We start from the raw sequence: 19,453 nt of genomic DNA, 5'->3' as shown, positions 1-19,453 counted from the left end.
GCCGCTGGATCAATGATCCAGCGGTGTGCCATGGTGAGGCGGGGGCTTCTCCCGACGACGCACCGTCATGCGCACATTCAGCTTTCTCATTGCAGGGGACAACTGATGCTTTCTGACGCCAAGCGGGAATTGCTGAAGCGACGCCTCAGGGGAGAGCAGGTATCGCGCCGTGCATGGGAGCCGCGTCCCGACGGGCCCCTTCCGCTGTCCTTTGCCCAGCAGCGCCTCTGGTTCCTCAGCCAGTTGGAACCCGGTTCGACCGAGTACAACCTGTCGATGCGCGTGCGGTGGGACGGCACGCCCGATGTGGCGGCGCTGGGCGCCGCGTTGAGCGGCGTGGTGGCGCGGCACGAGGTGCTGCGGACGCGCCTGGTGGCCGGTGCGGACGGCGTGCCGCATCAGGTGATCGACGAGCCGGCGCCGTTCCCCCTGCCGATCGTCGACGTCTCCGACAGCACTGACCCGGCCCGGGCCGTACGGGAGTTGGCGGCTGCCGACGCGCAGGTGCCGTTCGACCTGTCGACGGGACCGCTGCTCCGCGCGACGCTGCTGCGCGCGGGCCAGGGCGAGCACGTCCTCGTGGTCGCGCTGCACCACGTGGTCTTCGACGAGTGGTCGGACTCCGTCTTCCACCGTGAACTCATGGCCCTGTACGAGGCGTTCCGCGCGGGCGAGTCCGACCCGTTGCCGCCGCTCGAAGTGCAGTACGCGGACTACGCGGTGTGGCAGCGGCACTGGCTGCAGGGCGACGTCCTGGAACGGCAGCTGTCCTACTGGCGCGACCGACTCTCCGGCGCGGCGGAACTGGACCTCCCCCTCGACCGCCCGCGCCCGCCCCTGCGTTCCTCCGCCGGCGCGACCATGGGCATCCACATCCCGGACGACGTCGCCGACGGCCTGCGTGAGCTGTCGCGCGAGTGCGGTGTCTCGATGTTCATGACGCTGTTGTCGGCGTACGCGGTGCTGCTGGGTCGGCATGCGGGGTCGGACGATGTGGTGGTCGGCACGCCGGTGGCGAACCGGAATCGTGCGGAGACGGAGGGCTTGATCGGGTTCTTCGTGAACACGTTGGTGATGCGTACGGATCTGTCGGGTGATCCGTCGTTCCGTGAGGTGTTGGGTCGGGTGCGGGAGACGGCTCTGGGTGCGTATGCGCATCAGGATGTGCCGTTCGAGCAGGTGGTGGAAGCGTTGGTGTCGGAGCGGGATCGCTCGCGGACGCCGTTGTTCCAGGCACTGTTCAACTACGACTTCGTCGAGGGCGGCTCGTTCGAGAGCGGCAGCGGTGACGACGAGGTCGATGCGAAGTTCGATCTGCGTCTCGTGCTGAGTGATAGTGGCGCGAGGCTGGGTGCCGAGTTCGAGTACAGCACCGCGTTGTTCGATGCGGCGACGGTGGAGCGGCTGGGTGGTCATCTCGTCACGCTGCTGTCGGGGGTGGCGGCGGATGCTGATCAGCGGGTGGGTGCGCTGCCGGTGTTGTCGGCCGGTGAGCGTGAACTGCTGGTGGGCGGTTCGGGTGTGGAGGGCCTGGGCCTGCCGGCTGTGGGTGGGGTGCATGGGCTGATCGCGGAGCGGGCTGTTGCGGTTCCGGATGCGCTGGCGGTCGTTGCCGGCGGGGAGGCGTTGTCGTATGGCGGGTTGATGGGTCGGGCGAATCGTCTGGCGCATTACTTGCGGTCGGTGGGTGTGGGGTCGGAGTCGGTGGTGGCGCTGTGTCTGCCGCGTGGGGTCGACATGATCGTGGCGATTGTGGGGGTGTGGCAGGCGGGTGGGGCGTATTTGCCGTTGGATCCGGAGTATCCGGTGGAGCGGCTGGGGTTCATGCTGCGCGACAGCCGGGCGACGGTGCTGGTCGGTACCGAGGATTTGGTGGACGAGTTGCCTGTCGGGCGGCTGCGGACGGTGGTCGTCGATGACGCGGGGTTTCCTCGGTGCTGGCGGGGCTGCCCTCTTCCGCTCCCGTCGTGAACACCGATTCCGGGCAGTTGGCGTATGTGGTTTATACGTCGGGTTCGACGGGGCGGCCGAAGGGTGTTCAGGTCACTCATGGTGGTCTGGCGAGTTATGTGGTTGCGGTGGGGGAGCGTGCCGGGTGGGGCGTTGCGGGTGGCCGGTTCGGATTGTTGCAGCCGGTGGTGACGGACCTGGGCAACACGGTGGTGTTCGGGTGTCTGGTGTCGGGTGGTGTGCTGCATGTGGTGGATGGCGATGTCGCGGTGGACGGGCGTGGGGTGGCGCGGTTCGTGCGGGAGTCGGGCGTCGATTTCGTGAAGGTGGTGCCGTCGCATCTGGCGGCGCTGGTGGCGGGGTGTGGTGGTGAGTTCGCTCCGCTGGTTCCTCGTCGGGGTCTGGTGCTGGGTGGTGAGGGCGCGTCCGCGGGGTGGTTGCGCGCTTTGGTGGAGGCGGCTGGGGACCGGGTGGTGGTGAATCATTACGGGCCGACGGAGACGACGGTCGGTGTGATCGCCGGTGAGCTGGTCGAGGGCGTGGGTGGTCTCGCGGATGGTGTGGTGGGTCTGGGCCGGCCGCTGGGGAATGTGCGGGTGTATGTGCTGGACGGGTTTTTGAACCCGGTTCCGGTGGGTGTGGTCGGTGAGTTGTTCGTTGCGGGTTCGCAGGTGGCGCGGGGTTATGTCGGCCGTGCTGGTCTGACCGGTGAGCGGTTTGTCGCTGATCCGTTCGCCGGGGATGGTGGGCGGATGTATCGGACGGGTGACCGGGTCCGGTGGCTGGCTGATGGCCGGCTGGAGTTCGTGGGTCGTGCGGACGGTCAGATCAAGGTGCGTGGGTATCGGATCGAGCCGGGTGAGGTCGAGGCCGCGCTGGTCGGTCACGCATTGATCGCTTCCGCGGTGGTGACCGCCAGTGGCGTGGGTGCGGAACGCCGGCTTGTGGCGTATCTCGTCCCGGGTGATGGGGAAACCGGGATTCCCGCGGTCGGGGAACTGCGCGGATTCCTTGGTGCCCGGCTGCCGGAATACATGGTCCCGTCCGTTTTCGTGGAACTGAGCGAACTGCCGCTCACCGCCAACGGCAAACTCAACCACGCCGCACTGCCGGCTCCGGACAGCGTGCTCCAGGACCAGACGGGCTTTGTCGCGCCCCGGACCGAGGTGGAGCAGATCCTGACCGAGGTGTGGGCGCAGGTTCTGGGCATCGACGAGATAGGCGCGGAGGACAACTTCTTCGAGCTGGGTGGCCACTCCCTCCTCGCCACCCAGGTGATCTCCCGCGTTCGCGAGGTGTTCGGCGTCGAGGTGCTGCTGTCGGCGCTCTTCGACGAGCCGACCGTGCGCCAGTTCGCCGCCGTGATCGAAGGCGCCGGCACCGCCGCCGTGGCCCCTCCGGTCGTGGCCGTGGGCCGCGACCAGGCCCTGCCGCTCTCCTTCGGCCAGCAGCGCCTGTGGTTCCTCGACCAGCTGGAACCGGGTTCGTCCGAGTACAACCTGGTGACGTCCGTGCGCTGGGACGACGACGTCGACAGGGAGGCGTTGCGTGCGGCGCTGGGTGGCGTGGTCGCGCGGCACGACGTGCTGCGCACGCGTCTGGTCGCGGACGCGGACGGCGTCGCGCACCAGGTCATCGACGAGCCCGCGCCGTTCGACCTCCGGATCGTGGAGGTGGAGACGGGAGCGGACCCGGTCGTCGCCGTACGGGCTGTCGTCGCCGCGGAGGCACAGACCCCGTTCGACCTGGCGCGCGGGCCGCTGCTGCGTGCGACGCTGGTGAAGGTGTCGGCGCAGGCACACGTCCTGGCGCTGTCGATGCACCACGTGGTGTCGGACGAGTGGTCGGGCCGCATCCTGCGGCGCGAGCTCCTGGCGCTGTACGACGCCTTCCGCGCGGGCGCCCCGGACCCGCTGCCACCGCTGGCCGTGCAGTACGCGGACTTCGCCGTCTGGCAGCGGCAGTGGCTGTCCGGTGACGTCCTCGACGCCCAGCTCGCGTACTGGCGCGACCGGCTCGGCGGCCTGCCGACCCTCGAGCTGCCCACCGACCGCCCGCGCCCCGCGATCCGCTCCACCGACGGCGGTTTCGCCGAGTTCCGCGTGCCGGCGCAGACGGCGCAGCGGCTGCGGGCCATCTCCCGCGAAGCCGGCGCCACCATGTCGATGACCCTGCTCGCGGCCTTCAACGTGCTGCTGGGTCGTTACGCGGGGTCGGACGACGTGGTCGTCGGCATGCCGATCGCGAACCGCAACCGGGCCGAGACCGAGGGACTCATCGGCTTCTTCGTCAACACTCTCGTCATGCGCACCGACCTGTCCGGCGACCCGACGTTCGCCGAACTCCTCGGCCGGGTACGCGAGACCGCCCTCGGTGCGTACGCACACCAGGACCTGCCGTTCGAGCAGCTGGTCGACGAGCTCGTGACAGAGCGCGACCGCTCGCGCAGCCCGCTCTTCCAGGTCCTCTTCGACTACGACAACCGCCAGTCCGGCGACGCCGGTGAGCCCGCCGCCGCGCGCGAGCCCGAGAACGCCGCCGAGCCGCAAGGGCCGGTGCCGGACGCGCTGCCGGTGCGGTTCGACCTGGTGCTCACGCTGGGAGCCTCGGGCGACGAGCTCTCGGGAGAGTTCCAGTACAGCAGCGAGCTCTTCGACCCGACCACGATCGAACGGATGGCAGGCCACCTGGTCACCCTCCTCGACGCTCTCGCCGAGGACGAGGTCCTGCCGATCGGCGACCTGCCGGTACTGACCGAGACCGAACGGTCCCGGCTGCTGCACGAGCGCAACGACACGGCCGAACCGCTGCCCGCGGTGGGCGGCGTGCACGAACTGATCGCGGCACGCGCCGCCGAGCACCCGGACGCCGTGGCAGTGGTGTGCGGTGACGCCTTCCTGGAGTACGGGGACCTCCTGGCGCGCGCGAACCGCCTGGCCCACCATCTGCGCGCTGCCGGCGCCGGTGCGGACACCGTGGTGGCCCTGTGCCTGCCGCGCGGCATCGACATGGTCGTGGCTGCGCTGGCGGTCTGGCAGGCGGGCGCCGCCTATCTGCCGCTCGACCCCGAATACCCTGCCGAGCGGCTGGAGTTCATGCTCGCCGACAGTGGCGCCAAGGTGCTCGTCCGCGCGGGCGCGATGGTCGAAGGTCTCGGGGCGGAGACCGTGATCAGGCTCGACGAGCCGGCGGTCGTGGTCGCGCTGGCGGAGCTGCCGGCGAGTGCGCCCGGGGTGACGACGACGCCCGACCAGCTGGCGTACGTGATCTACACGTCGGGTTCGACGGGCCGTCCGAAGGGTGTGCAGGTCGGGCACCGGGGTGTGGTGAATCTGGCGCAGGCGCAGGCTCGTGCGTTCGGGGTCGGTGAGGGGGACGGGGTGTTGCAGTTCGCCCCGTTCGGTTTCGACGCTGCCGTGTCCGAGGTCGTGGTGACGTTGGCGGCCGGTGGCCGGCTGGTGGTGGCGACGGCGGAGGAGCGGGGTGAGCCGCGGGCGCTGGCCGGGCTGGTCCGGGAGAAGGATGTGCGGGTGGCGACGCTGCCGCCGTCGCTGCTGGCCGTGCTTGAGCCGGCCGATCTTGCCGGTCTGCGGACGCTGGTGACCGCGGGCGAGCGGCTGGAGGAGGCCGCGGCGGTGCGTTGGCGTGGCGAGTACCGGCTGCTCAACGCATACGGTCCGACCGAGGCGACGGTCTGCGCGAGTATCGCCGTCCTCGACCCCGACGGTGAGGGAGTCCCCTCCATCGGTACGCCGATGGCCAACACCCGGGTCTATGTCCTGGACGACCGGCTGCGCCCCGTCCCGGTCGGTGTGGCCGGTGAGCTGTACATCACCGGTGCGGGTGTGGCCCGCGGCTACCTCGACCGGTCCGCGCTCAGCGCCGAGCGCTTCGTCGCCGACCCGTTCGCCGCGGATGGCACGCGCATGTACCGGTCGGGCGACCGGGTGCGCTCGCTGCCGGGCGGGGAGCTGGAGTTCCTGGGCCGGGCGGACGATCAGGTCAAGGTGCGCGGGTTCCGGATCGAGCCCGGCGAGATCGTCTCGGCGCTGGCCACCCACCCCGCCGTACGCACCGCCGCGGTGACCCCCTTCGGGACCGGGAACGAGCAGCGCCTCGTCGCGTACGTCGTTCCCGAGTCCCAGGCCGAGGGCATCCCCGCCGTCGGCGATCTGCGGGACCATCTGAAGCGGTCCCTGCCCGCCTTCATGATCCCGTCGGCGTTCGTGGAGCTTGCGGCCCTGCCGTTGACTCCGAACGGCAAGCTCGACCGTGCCGCCTTGCCCGACCCTGACAGCGCGTGGGCGGGTGTGGCGGGGGAGTTCGTCGCGCCGCGTTCCGGGGTGGAGCGGGTCCTGGCGGAGGTGTGGGCTGAGGTTCTGGGTGTGGAGCGGGTCGGGGTCGAGGACAACTTCTTCGAGCTCGGCGGGGATTCGATCGTGAGTATCCGTGTGGTGGCTCGGGCGCGTGAGCTGGGTGTTCACGTGACGGTGGCGCAGCTGTTCGATCATCAGACGGTGGCGGGGCTGGCGTCGGTGGCGTCGTCCGGGAGTGGGGTTGTTGCCGAGCAGGGTTTGGTGGTGGGTGAGTTCCCGCTCACTCCGATTCAGCGGTGGTTTTTGGGGCGGGGGTTGCCGCAGGCGGGGCATTTCAATCAGTCGACGGTGGTGGAGGTCGAGGGGCGGGTTGATGTCGGGTTGCTGCGGTCGGCGGTGGGTGCGCTGGTCGGGCAGCATGATGCGTTGCGTTCCCGGTTCGTGCGGCGGGAGGGGGCGTGGGTCGGGCATGTGGTGGCCGCTGAGACGTCGGACGTGGTCACGGTCGTCGACGCGAGGGGCGTCGCAGGTGAGGAGGAGGCGGAGTTCCTTGAGGCGCGGGCCACCGAGATCCAGACCGGCCTCGACCTGAACGACGGGCCGCTGGTCCGCGTCGCCCTCTTCGAGCGCCGTGACCGCAGCCAGCTGCTTCTCCTGGTGGTGCACCACCTGGTCGTGGACGCGGTGTCCTGGCCGGTGTTGCTTGAGGATCTGGCGTCGGCGTATGCGCAGGTCGAGCAGGGTGTTGGCGGCGTGGAGCTGGTGGCGAAGACGTCGTCGTTCGTGGCGTGGGCGCAGCGTCTGGAGGAGTTGTCGGGTTCGCCGGAGGTCGTGGCGGAGGCGGGGTTCTGGCGGGCCGTCGAGGCGGCGGCGGAGCCTTTGCCGCGGGTTTTCGAGGGCGGGGCGGATCCGGTGGCGGGGGCGCGGCGTGTGTCGGTGGTCCTGGATGCCGTGCTGACGGAGCGGCTGCTGCGTGAGGTGCCGGCGGCGTTCCGGACGCAGATCAATGATGTGCTGCTGAGTGTGCTGGGTGCGGTGTTCACCGAGTGGACCGGGTCGCGGTCTGTCGTGGTGGACGTGGAAGGTCATGGCCGTGAGGACGTCGGTGCGGATCTCGATGTGTCCCGTACGGTGGGCTGGTTCACCAGCGTCCACCCGGTGGAGCTCACCGGCCTGGTCGACGGTGACTTGGGTGTGCTCCTGCGCCGTACGAAGGAGTACCTGCGGGGCGTCCCTCGGAAGGGTCTGGGTTACGGTCTCCTGCGTCACCTCACCGACTGGGTCCCGCAGGGCCATGCCGAGGTCGGCTTCAACTACCTCGGACAGTCCGGCCGCCGATCGGACACGGCCGGCGACGCTGCCGCCAAGGACAGCAGCCGCGTCCGCTTCAGGCCGTCCGGTGATCCGCTCGGCGCGGCGCAGTCGGCCGAGGGCGAGCGCCCCCACCTCATCGAAGTCAACAGCCAGGTGGCCGACGGTCGCCTGGAGATGGTGTGGACGTACGGCGCCGAGGTGCATGACGAGGCGACGATCGCGCGCCTCGCGGAGCGGTACGTCGAGGTGCTGGCCGAGCTGATCGAGTACTGCTGCCGCCCGGAGACCGGCGGGTACACGCCGTCCGACTTCCCGCTCGCGCAGATCGACCAGGCTGTGCTCGACCGTGTCGCGCAGAGCCTGCCGACCGAGATCGAGGACATCTACCCGCTCACGGCCCTGCAGAAGGGCATGCTCTTCCACGGGCAGCTGTCCGAGGACTCCGGCATGTACTGGGTCCAGAACGGTCTGCTCCTGGAGGGCGACCTGGACCTCGACGCCCTGAACCGGGCGTGGGAGCTGGCGATCTCCCGGCACGAGGTGCTGCGCACCGCCGTGGTGTGGGAGGGAGTGGCCGAACCGCTCGCCGTGGTGTCGCGATCCGTACCGCTGCCTCTGCGCGTGGTGGACTTCGCGCACCTCGACGAGGAGCGGCGGCAGGAGGCGTACGAGCAGTTCCTCGCGGAGGACTGGGCGCGTGGTGCGGACTTCGCCGCGTCGACGTTGGTTCGTCTGGCGTTGGTGCGTCTGGGCGAGGGGCGGCATCAGTTGGTGTGGAGCTATCACCACCTGCTGTTGGACGGGTGGAGTGTGCCCATCGTCCTGGGCGAGGTCCTGGAGGCCTATCACGCTTTCCGCGCCGGGCGGCGGCCTGAGTTGGGTGCGCGGGCGCCGTTTCGTGAGTTCGCGGCGTGGGTGGCGGGTCAGGACGAGGAGGCTGCGCGGGAGTACTGGGCTGGGCGGCTGGCCGGGTTCGGGGAGGTGACGTCGCTGGGTGTGGAACGGGCGACCGGTGAGGAGGGCCTGGAGGAGCTGCATCTGCGGTTGCCGGCGGCGGTGGCGGGTGAGGGGCTCGCGGGGTTCGCGCGGCGTCATCGGCTGACGTTGAACACGGTGGTGCAGGGTGCCTGGGCGCTGGTTCTGGCGCTGTACGCGGGTTCGGACGACGTCGTGTTCGGTGTGACGTCGTCGGGTCGTGGTGGTCAGATCGACGGCATGGACGAGATGGTCGGTCTGCTGCTGAACACCACCCCGGTACGGGTGCGGGTGGAGCGTGACCGGCCGGTCGCGCAGTGGCTGGCGGGGCTGCAGGACGAGCAGGTCCGGGCGCGCCGTTTCGAGCACACGCCGCTGGTCACGATCGCCGACTGCAGCGAACTCCCGGCTGGGCAGGCGCTGTTCAACACCCTCTTCGTCTTCGAGAACTACCCGGACCAGGCCCTGGTCGAAGGCCGGGAACTCTCCTCCGAGAGTGGACTGGAGACCGACCTCAACCACGTCCGGCAGCAGGCGAGCTACCCGCTGAGCGTGACCGCGGGCGCCGGTCGCCGACTCAAGATCAAGTTGTCGTACGAGAAGTCCCGGTACGATGCGGCGACGGTCGAGCGGCTGGCAGGTCACCTGGTCACCGTGTTGCAGGCGGTGGCCGAGGAGGGCGACTGCCGGGTCGGCGAGCTGCCGGTGCTGTCGGCGGGCGAGCGCGACCTCGTGCTGGAGGGCTGGAACGCGTCGGCGGCGGAGCTGCCGGCGGTGGCCGGCGTGCACGAGCTGATCGCCGAGCGGGCCGTCACGTCTCCGGATGCGGTGGCGGTGGTGGCCGGCGGGGAGTCGCTGACGTACGGCGGGCTGATGGCGCGGTCCAACCGCCTGGCGCATCACCTGCGCGGTATGGGGGTCGGTGCCGAGTCGGTGGTGGGGCTGTGTCTGCCGCGTGGCGTGGACATGGTGGCGGCCATGGTCGGGGTCTGGCAGGCCGGTGGCGCGTACGTGCCGCTGGACCCGGAGTACCCGGCCGACCGGCTGGAGTTCATGCTCGCGGATGCGGGCGTGCAGGTCGTGGTGGGTCAGCGGGCCCTTGTGGAGGGGCTGCCCGTCGAGCAGGGTGTGTGGCTCGACGACCCGGCCGTACGGGACACCCTTGCGTCCCTGCCGCCGGAGGCACCTGAAACGACCGTATCTGCCGAGCAACTGGCGTACGTGATCTACACGTCGGGCTCGACCGGCCGCCCGAAGGGCGTCCAGGTCGCACACGGCAGCGTCGTGGGCATGGTGTCCGCGCTCGCTCCGGCCCTCGACGCCGGTCCGGGCATGCGAATGCTGCAGTTCGCCTCCTTCAGCTTCGACGCTGCCGTCCTCGACGTGGCCGTGACGCTCGCCTCCGGCGGCGTCCTCGTCCTCGCGACCTCCGAGGAGCGGGCCGAGGCGGCCCTGCTCACGTCGATGCTGCGGGCCGAGGCTGTGCGCGCGGCCAGTGTCGTCCCGTCCCTGCTGGGTGTCCTGGACCCGGAGGAAGTGTCCGGGCTACAGACCCTGCTGCTCGGCGCGGAGCGCCTCACCGAGCCGGTCGCCCGCGCCTGGTCGTCCGGCCGACGCCTTGTGAACACGTACGGGCCGACCGAGTCGACCGTCATGGTGACCACCGGTGTCGTGGACCCGGACCTCCTCACCGGCCCGCCCGACATCGGTGCGCCCGTGGCCAACGCCCGTCTGTACGTCCTGGACGACCGGCTGAACCCGGTCCCGGTGGGCGTCGCCGGTGAGGTGTACATCGCCGGTCCCCAGGTCGCCCGTGGCTACCGCGGTCGCCCTGACCTGACCGCCGAGCGGTTCATCGCCGACCCCATCACCGCCGACGGCACGCGCATGTACCGTTCCGGCGACCGGGCGCGCTGGCTGCCGGACGGCCGGCTCGACTTCGTCGGGCGGGCCGACAGCCAGGTCAAGGTCCGCGGCTTCCGGATCGAGCCGGGTGAGATCGAGGCCGTCCTGGCCGACCACCCGCAGATCCGCACCGCCGTCGTCGCCGCCTTCGGCGACGAAGACGACCGACGCCTGGCGGCCTACCTCGTCCCCGCCGACCAGACGACCGGCATCCCCTCCGTCACCGACCTGCGCGCATACGCCGGCAGCCGGCTGCCCGCCTTCATGATCCCGTCGGCGTTCGTGGAGCTTGCGGCCCTGCCGTTGACCCCGAACGGCAAGCTCGACCGCGCCGCCCTCCCCGACCCCGACAGCGCGTGGACGGGCTCGGCGGGCGAGTTCGTCGCGCCGCGCTCCGAGGTCGAGCGGATCCTGGCCGAGGTGTGGGCCGAGGTCCTGGGCGTGGAGCGGGTCGGGATCGAGGACAACTTCTTCGAGCTCGGCGGCGACTCCATCATCAGTATCCGCGTCGCCGCGAAGTGCCGCGAGCTCGGTGTCCACGTGACGGTGGCGCAGCTGTTCAGCCACCAGACCGTCGCCGCCCTGGCCTCGGTCGCCACGAGCGAGAGCCTGACGGAAGCCGAACAGGGGCTCGTCGTCGGCGACTTCCCGCTCACCCCGATCCAGCGGACCTTCCTTGACCGCGACATGCCGCGGCCGGCGCACTTCAACCAGTCGGTCGTCCTGGAGGCCACCGGGCCCGTCGACCCCGACGTCCTGCGCCGGGCCCTGGGCGCGCTGGTCGAGCAGCACGACGCGCTGCGTTCCCGGTTCGTGCGGGAGGGAGACCGGTGGACGGGCCGCATCCTGGCCGCCGAGCCGGCCGACCTGCTCTCCACGATCCACGCTCCCGGCACGGACGCCGACGCCGAACGGCAGCTCCTGGATGCCCGCGCCACCGAGATCCAGGCCGGCCTCGACCTGACCGACGGCCCCCTTCTGCGCGCGGCGCTCTTCGACCGCGGCGATGGTAGCGAGCTGCTCCTCGCCGTCCACCACCTCGTCGTGGACACGGTCTCCTGGCCCGTGCTCCTGGAGGATCTCGAGACCGCGTACCGGCAGGTCGAGCAGGGTGCCACCGTCGTGGAGCTGCCCGCCAAGACGACCTCGTTCCTGCACTGGTCGCAGCGCCTGGCAGAGCTCGCGGCGTCGCCGGAGCTCGCGCTCGAAGCCCCCCACTGGCGGCAGGCGGAGGCAGCGGTCGTCCCGCTGCCGCGCGACCACGACGGCCCGAACCGGAACGCCTCGGTGCGCAACCTGCGCCTGTCCCTGGACGCCGAGCTGACCGAGCAGCTGCTGCGCGAGGTCCCGGCCGCGTACCGGACGCAGATCAACGATGTGCTGCTGAGCGTGCTGGGCGCGGTGTTCACCGAGTGGACCGGGACGCGGTCCGTCGTGGTGGACGTCGAAGGCCACGGCCGTGAGGACGTCGGCGCCGACATCGACGTGTCCCGTACGGTCGGCTGGTTCACCAGCGTCCACCCGGTGGAACTCACCGGGCCGGCGGCCGACGGTGACCTCGGCGCGCTCCTGCGCCGCACCAAGGAGTACCTGCGGGGCATCCCGCGCAAGGGCCTGGGCTACGGCCTCCTGCGCCACCTCACCGACTGGGCCCCGCAGGAGCGCACCGAGGTCAGCTTCAACTACCTCGGCCAGTCCAGCCGCCGACCGGACGACACCACCCAGGCCACCGAAGGCGCCCACGGACACGCCGCCGGCGCCCCCGCCCTCCGCTTCCGCCCCACCGGCCGCTCCCTCGGCGAGTCCCAGTCCCAGGACGGCACCCGCGCGTACCTGATCGAGGTCAACAGCCACGTCGCCGACGGCCGTCTGGAGATGGAGTGGACGTACGGCGCCGAGGTGCACGACGAGGCGACCGTCGCGCACCTCGCGCAGCGCTACGTCGACGTCCTGGCCGACCTCGTCGCGTACTGCTGCCGCCCCGACACCGGCGGGCACACGCCCTCCGACTTCCCCCTCGCGGCGCAGCTCGACCAGGCCACGCTCGACCGGGTCGCGCAGAGCCTGCCCACCGAGATCGAGGACGTCTACCCGCTCACCGCCCTCCAACAGGGCATGCTCTTCCACACCAGCCTGTCCTCCGACCCCGGCATGTACTGGGCGCAGAACGGCCTCCTCCTCGAAGGCGAACTGGACCTCGACGCCCTCACGCGGGCGTGGGAGCTGGTGTTCTCGCGGCACGAGGTGCTGCGCACCGCCGTCGTCTCCGAGGGTGTGCCGCAGCCGCTCGCGGTCGTCTCCCGCGCCGTGCCCGTCCCCCTGGAACTGCTGGACCTCTCCGCGCTCGACGAGGAGGAGCGGCGGCACGCGATCTCCGCATACCTGGAGGCGGACTGGGCGCGCGGCGCGGACTTCACCGCGCCCACGCTCGTGCGGATCTCGGTGATCAGGCTCGCCGACGAGCGGCACCAGCTCCTCTGGAGCTACCACCACCTGCTCCTCGACGGCTGGAGCATCCCCATCGTCCTGGGCGAGGTCCTGGAGGCGTACCGCGCCTACCGCGCGGGCGAGGAGCGGCCGGTGCTCGCCGCGCGTGCCCCGTTCCGGGACTTCGTCTCCTGGGTCGCCGGACAGGACCTGGACGAGGCCCGCGGGTACTGGCGCGACTACCTCGCCGGGGTCACCGAGCCGGTCGCCCTCGGCGTGGAGCACGCCACCGGGCAGCAGGGGCGGGACGAGCGGCAGGTGCCGCTGCCGGCCGAGGTCGCCGGATCGGGCCTCGCCGACTTCGCGCGTCGCCACCGGCTCACGCTCAACACCGTGGTGCAGGGCGCCTGGTCGCTGGTGCTCGGCCTGTACGCGGGCTCCGACGACGTCGTGTTCGGCACGACGTCCTCCGGCCGTGGCGGACAGATCGACGGCATGGACTCCATGGTCGGTCTGCTGATCAACACCACGCCCGTACGGGCCCGGATCGACCGCGACCGGTCCGTGGTGGAGTGGCTGGCCGGGCTGCAGGACCAGCAGGTGCGGGCCCGCAAGTACGAGCAGACGCCGCTGACCACGATCACCGAGTGCAGTGCGCTCACCCCGGGACAGGCGCTCTTCAACACGCTGTACGCGTTCGAGAACTACCCCGACCAGGCACGGGTCGAGGGCGGCGAGGGCGGGGAGTACGCCGACGGCGACGGGCTGCGGGCCGGCGCCAACTACGGGCGCGACCAATCCAATTACCCCCTGGGTGTGATCGCCTCCTCCGCGCGGGAGCTGGTGGTGCGCCTGTCGTACGACCGTGCGCACTTCGACGACGCCACCATGGAGCGGATGGCCGGCCACCTGGCGACGGTCCTGACGGCCGTCGCCGCGGACTCCGGGCAGCGGCTCGGCGACCTGCCTGTCCTGACCGAGGCCGAGCGTGACCGGCTGGTGCGGGAGTGGAACGACTCCGCCGGACCCGTGTCCGCCGCGGCCGGAGTCCACGAGCTGGTGGCCGAGCGGGCAGCGGCGGATCCCGACGCGACCGCCCTCGTGTCCGGTGAAGTCGCCCTCAGTTACGCGGAGTTGAGGGCGCGTGCCGCCCGCCTCGCCCGTCACCTGCGGGGCGCGGGGGTCGGGGCCGAGTCCGTGGTCGCCGTGTGCCCCGCGCGCGGCGTCGACATGGCCGTCATGGTCCTCGCGGTGTGGCAGGCCGGAGCGGCCTACCTTCCGCTGGACCCGCAGTACCCCGCCGAGCGCCTGGAGTTCATGCTCGCCGACAGCGGCGCCACCGTGCTCGTCGGCCACCGTTCCGTCGGGTCCGAGCTCGCGGCCGCGGCCGGGCTCGACACCGTCGTGTGGCTGGACGACCCGGACACCCGTACGGCGCTCGCCGCGCTGCCCGCCGCACCGCCGGCGGTGCCGGTCCTGGCGGACCAGCTCGCGTACGTGATCTACACCTCCGGTTCCACCGGCCGGCCGAAGGGCGTCCACCTGTCCCACCGCGGGCTGGTGAACCTCGTCGCGGCGCAGCAGGCGGTGCTGGGTACCGGCCGCGACGACACCGTGCTCGGTTTCGCGCCGTTCAGCTTCGACGCCTCGGTGTGGGAGCTGGTCATGGCGCTGGCCGTCGGCGCGACCCTGGTCGTGGCCGAGGCGCCGGACCGTGCCGACCCGGCCCGGCTCGCGTCCCTGGTCACCCGCAGCGGGGTGAGCGTGGCGACCGTACCGCCGTCGCTGCTCGAGGCGCTCACGCCCGGCGACCTGGACGGCGTGACCACGCTGGTGACCGCGGGCGAGCGGCTCGACGCCGGCCTGGCCGCCGCGTGGCGGCAGCGCCACCGGCTGTTCAACGCCTACGGGCCGACCGAGACCACGGTCTGCGCGAGCGTCGCCGAGGTCGAGGACCCGGCCCTGAAGGGCGCGCCGCCGATCGGCGCCCCGATCCTCAACGCCGGCGTGTACGTCCTGGACGCGTCCCTGCGCTGCGTGCCCATCGGGGTTCCCGGTGAACTGTTCGTCGGCGGACCGCAGTTGGCGCGCGGCTACGGAGGACGCCCGGCCATGACCGCCGAGCGGTTCGTGGCCGACCCGTTCGCCGCCGACGGCTCCCGGCTGTACCGGACCGGCGACCGGGTGCGGTGGTCGGCGGACGGGCAGCTCGAGTTCCTGGGCCGCGCCGACGACCAGCTGAAGGTGCGCGGCTACCGGATCGAGCCGCTGGAGATCGAGGCGGCGCTCACCGCGCACCCGGGCGTCCGGACGGCGGCCGTCGTCGCGTTCGGGGACGGCTCGGACCGCCGGCTCGTCGCCTACGCCGTCCCGGCCGACCACGCGGAGGGCCTGCCGCCCGTCGCCGAGCTGCGCGCCTTCGCGGGGGAGCGGCTGCCCGAGTTCATGGTCCCGCCGGTGTTCGTGGAGCTCGCCGAGCTGCCGCTGACCCCGAACGGCAAGACCGACCGGGCGGCGCTGCCCGAGCCCGCCGGATTCCGGACCGGGAGCGGCGGCCGGTACGTCGCCCCCGCCACGGCCACCGAGGAACTGCTCGCAGACGTGTGGGCGCGCGTGCTCGGCGTGGAGCGGGTCGGTGTCCTCGACGGCTTCTTCGAGCTGGGCGGCCACTCCCTGCTGGCCACCCAGGTCGTCTCCCGGGTCCGCGAGATGTTCTCGGTGGAACTCCCGCTGGCCGCCCTGTTCGACCGGCCGACGGTACGGGGCCTGGCCGCGCTCGTCGACGGCGCCGCCCGGGACGCCGCGCCGCCGGTGACGCCCGTGGCGCGGGACGCGGCCCTGCCGCTGTCGTTCGCGCAGCAGCGCCTGTGGTTCCTGGACCAGCTGGAGCCCGGCTCGGTCGACTACAACATGTCCACTCGTCTGCGGTTCGCCGGCGAGCTGGACGCCGCCGCCCTCGGCGCCGCCCTGGACGCGCTCGTGGCCCGCCACGAAGTCCTGCGGACCCGCCTCGTCGCCGGTGCGGACGGTGTGGCGCAGCAGGTCGTCGACCCCGCGGCCGGTCTGCCGCTGCCGGTCGTGGACGTGTCCGGCGCCGCCGACCCGCAGGACGCCGCCGACCGGTTGATCGGCGCCGACGGCCTCACGCCCTTCGACCTGGCGAACGGCCCCCTCGTCCGCGCCACCCTGCTGCGCCTGGCCCCGGACGACCACGTCCTGAGCCTGGCTATGCACCACGTCGTCTTCGACGAGTGGTCGGACCGGATCGTCCGGCGCGAACTGTCCGCGCTGTACGAGGCGTTCCGGGCCGGCGAGCCCGACCCGCTGCCGCCGCTCGCCGCCCAGTACGCGGACGTCGCGGCCTGGCAGCGGCAGTGGCTGACCGGCGACGTGCTCGACGAGCAACTCGACTACTGGCGGACCCAGTTGGACCGGGCCCCGGTCCTCGAGCTGCCCACCGACCTGCCGCGCCCCCAGGTGCGTTCCACCGCGGGTGCCGTCACCCGCTTCAGCATCGCGCCGGACACCGCGGAGGCGCTGCGCGCGCTGTCCCGCGAGAGCGGCACGACGATGTTCATGACGCTGCTCGCCGCGTTCAGCGTCCTCCTCGGGCGCTACGGCGACACGGACGACGTCGCGATCGGCACGCCGGTCGCGAACCGCTCGCTCGCCGAGACCGAGGACCTGATCGGCTTCTTCGTCAACACGCTGGTCATGCGCACGGACCTGTCCGGCAACCCGTCCTTCGCCGACCTCCTCGTACGGGTGCGGGAGATGGCACTCGGCGCGTACCGGCACCAGGACCTGCCGTTCGACCGGCTCGTCGACGCGCTCGTCGCCGAACGCGACCGCTCCCGCAACCCGCTGACCGACGTCATGTTCAGCTACGTGCCCCGGGAGCCGGGCGACCCCGGTGACCAGGGCTCCGGCCTCGCGCGGACGGCCGTCACCGGAACCGGCCCCGAGCCCGTCCCCGTGAAGTTCGACCTGGTCCTGACCCTGGCCGACGACAACGGCGCGCTGACCGGTGAACTCCAGTTCAGCACCGCGCTGTTCGAGGCCGCGACCGTCGAGCGGATGGCCGCGCACCTGATCACCCTCCTCGAAGGCATCACCGCCGACGCGGGACAGCACGTGGCCGAGGTGACGCTGCTGCCCGAGGCGGAGCGCCGGCTGCTCGTCGAGGAGTGGAACGACACCGCCGCCGACCTGCCGCCCACCGGCGGCCTGCACGAGCTGATCGCCGCGCAGGCGGCCGCGACGCCCGACGTCGTGGCGGTCCTGGCGGGCGAGCAGTCCCTCACGTACGGCGCGCTGATGGCCCGCGCGAACCGGCTGGCCCACCGCCTGCGCCTGGCCGGGGCGGGACCGGAGTCCGTCGTCGCGCTCTGCCTGGACCGCTCCGCCGACATGGCGGTCGCCTCGCTGGCGGCCTGGCAGGCCGGGGCGGCGTACCTGCCCCTCGACCCCGCCTACCCGCTGGAGCGGCGCCGGTTCATGATGAGCGACACCGGCGCGTCGGTGCTCGTCGCCCACGAGGCGGTGGCCGCCGACCTCGCCACCGACGGCACCGTGGACACGGTGCTGCTCCTGGACGACCCGGCGACCTTGGCGGAGCTCGACACGTTCCCCACGACCCCGACGGAGGGACGCTCCCTGCCCGACCAACTGGCGTACATCATCTACACGTCCGGTTCGACGGGACGGCCGAAGGGCGTCCACGTGCCCCACCGCGGTGTGACGACCCTCGCCGAGGCGATGCGCCCGCTCCTGCAGGCCGGCCCGGGCGACCGCGTCCTCGCGTTCGCGTCCTTCAGCTTCGACGCCTCCGTGTGGGAGGTGGTGATGGCGCTGCCGACCGGCGCGACCCTGGTCGTGGCCGAGCGGCAGGACCGCACCCCGCCCGAGCGGCTGACCTCGATGATGCGACGGACCGCCGTGGGCCTCGCCTTCATGACACCCACGCTGCTCGGGGTGCTGTCCCCGGACGACCTCCCCGACCTCGCCGCGGTGCTGGTCGGCGGCGAGCGCGTGGAGGCCGCGCTCACCGCCCGGTGGCGCCGGCGGCTGAAGCTGCTGAACGTGTACGGGCCGACCGAGACCACCATCGCCACGACCGGCGGACAGGTCACCGCGGACGGCACCCCGCCGATCGGCACCCCGTTCATCGACGAGCGGGTCCACATCCTCGACCCGGCGCTCAACCCCGCCCCGGTGGGCGTCGCCGGTGAACTGTTCATCGCCGGCGCCGGCGTCACCCGCGGCTACGGAGGCCGGGGCGCGCTGAGCGCCGAGCGCTTCATCGCCGACCCGTTCGCCGCGGACGGCAGCCGCATGTACCGCTCGGGCGACCGAGCGCGCCGGCTCGCGGACGGGCGTCTGGAGTTCGTGGGCCGCGCGGACAACCAGGTGAAGGTGCGCGGCTTCCGCATCGAGCCCGGCGAGATCGAGGTCGTGCTCGCCGGCCACCCCGGCGTCAGGACCGCCGTCGTGACGGCGTACGGCAGCGGTGCGGAGCGCAAGCTCGTCGCCTACCTCGTGCCCGCGGACATGGCCGAGGGCATCCCGCCCGTCGCCGAGCTGCGCGCCTTCGTCGGCGAACACCTGCCCACGTTCATGGTGCCGGCGCTGTTCACCGAGATGGCCGGCCTGCCGCTGACGAGGAGCGGGAAGATCGACCGCGGCGCCCTTCCGGCACCGGACGGGGCGAGCGTGGCGGCGGCGGGCACGTATGTCGGGCCACGCACCGAGGTGGAGCGGATCCTCGCCGAGGCATGGGCGGAGGTTCTGGGTGTGGAACGCGTCGGGATCGAGGACAACTTCTTCGACCTCGGCGGCGACTCCATCATCAGCATCCGCGTCGTCGCCCGCGCCCGCGACTTCGGCGTGCACGTGACGGCGGCGCAGCTCTTCGACCACCAGACGGTGGCCGGTCTCGCCACGGTGGCGGCGAGCGAGAGCACCGCCGACGCCGACCAGGGCGTCGTGGCGGGCGGCTTCACGCTCTCGCCGATCCAGCGGTGGTTCCTCGGCCGTGAGCTGCCGCAGGCGGCGCACTTCAACCAGTCCACGGTCCTGGAGGCCGACGGCCCGATCGACCACGACCTGCTGCAGGTGGCGGTGCGCGCGCTCGTCGAGCAGCACGACGTGCTGCGCTCCCGGTTCGTGCGGGAGGACGGGGAGTGGACCGGGCACCTGGTGGCTGCCGAGACGGCCGATCCGGTGTCGGTGATCGACGTCTCCCACATGGACGACGCCATGGACGAGGCCGCGTACCTGGAGACACGCGCCACGGAGGTCCAGGCGAGCCTCGACCTGGAGCGGGGGCCGTTGTTCCGGGTCGCCGTCTTCGAGCGCGGTGACCGGGACCCGCTGGTCCTCGTGGTGGCCCACCACCTCGTGGTCGACGCGGTCTCCTGGCCGGTGCTGGTGGAGGACCTGATCTCCGCGTACGCGCAGGCCGAAGCGGGCGCCGCGACGGTGGAGCTGCCCGCGAAGACGACGTCCTTCCCGCGGTGGACCCAGCGGCTCGCCGAGCTGGCCGGCTCGGCCGAGCTGGCCGCGGA

At 71.9% G+C, this 19,453-nt stretch carries 2 protein-coding genes (1 of these 2 only partly in view); both read left to right on the top strand.

What is annotated here, in order from left to right; all coding sequences use genetic code 11:
- The first annotated feature begins 105 nt into the window (after nucleotides 1-105).
- Nucleotides 106-1,971, top strand: coding sequence for a condensation domain-containing protein (locus A4E84_RS45140; protein WP_062925246.1), 1,866 nt, complete (start codon nucleotides 106-108; stop codon nucleotides 1,969-1,971).
- Nucleotides 1,968-19,453, top strand: partial view of a non-ribosomal peptide synthase/polyketide synthase gene (locus A4E84_RS45135; protein WP_159029549.1) — the 5' portion only. It continues 13,645 nt past the right edge of the window; only the first 17,486 of its 31,131 coding nucleotides appear in the window; it begins with the start codon at nucleotides 1,968-1,970; its stop codon lies beyond the right edge, outside the window. Before A4E84_RS45140 ends, A4E84_RS45135 begins: the two co-directional genes overlap by 4 nt.

It is taken from the genome of Streptomyces qaidamensis (genome assembly GCF_001611795.1).
GTDB lineage: Bacteria > Actinomycetota > Actinomycetes > Streptomycetales > Streptomycetaceae > Streptomyces > Streptomyces qaidamensis.
This window is presented reverse-complemented; position numbering and strand designations above follow the sequence as displayed.

Bases quoted from the DNA above. Each gene is read 5' to 3' on its own strand.
- A4E84_RS45140 (WP_062925246.1), top strand. From the start codon at position 106: ATGCTTTCTGACGCCAAGCGGGAATTGCTGAAGCGACGCCTCAGGGGA.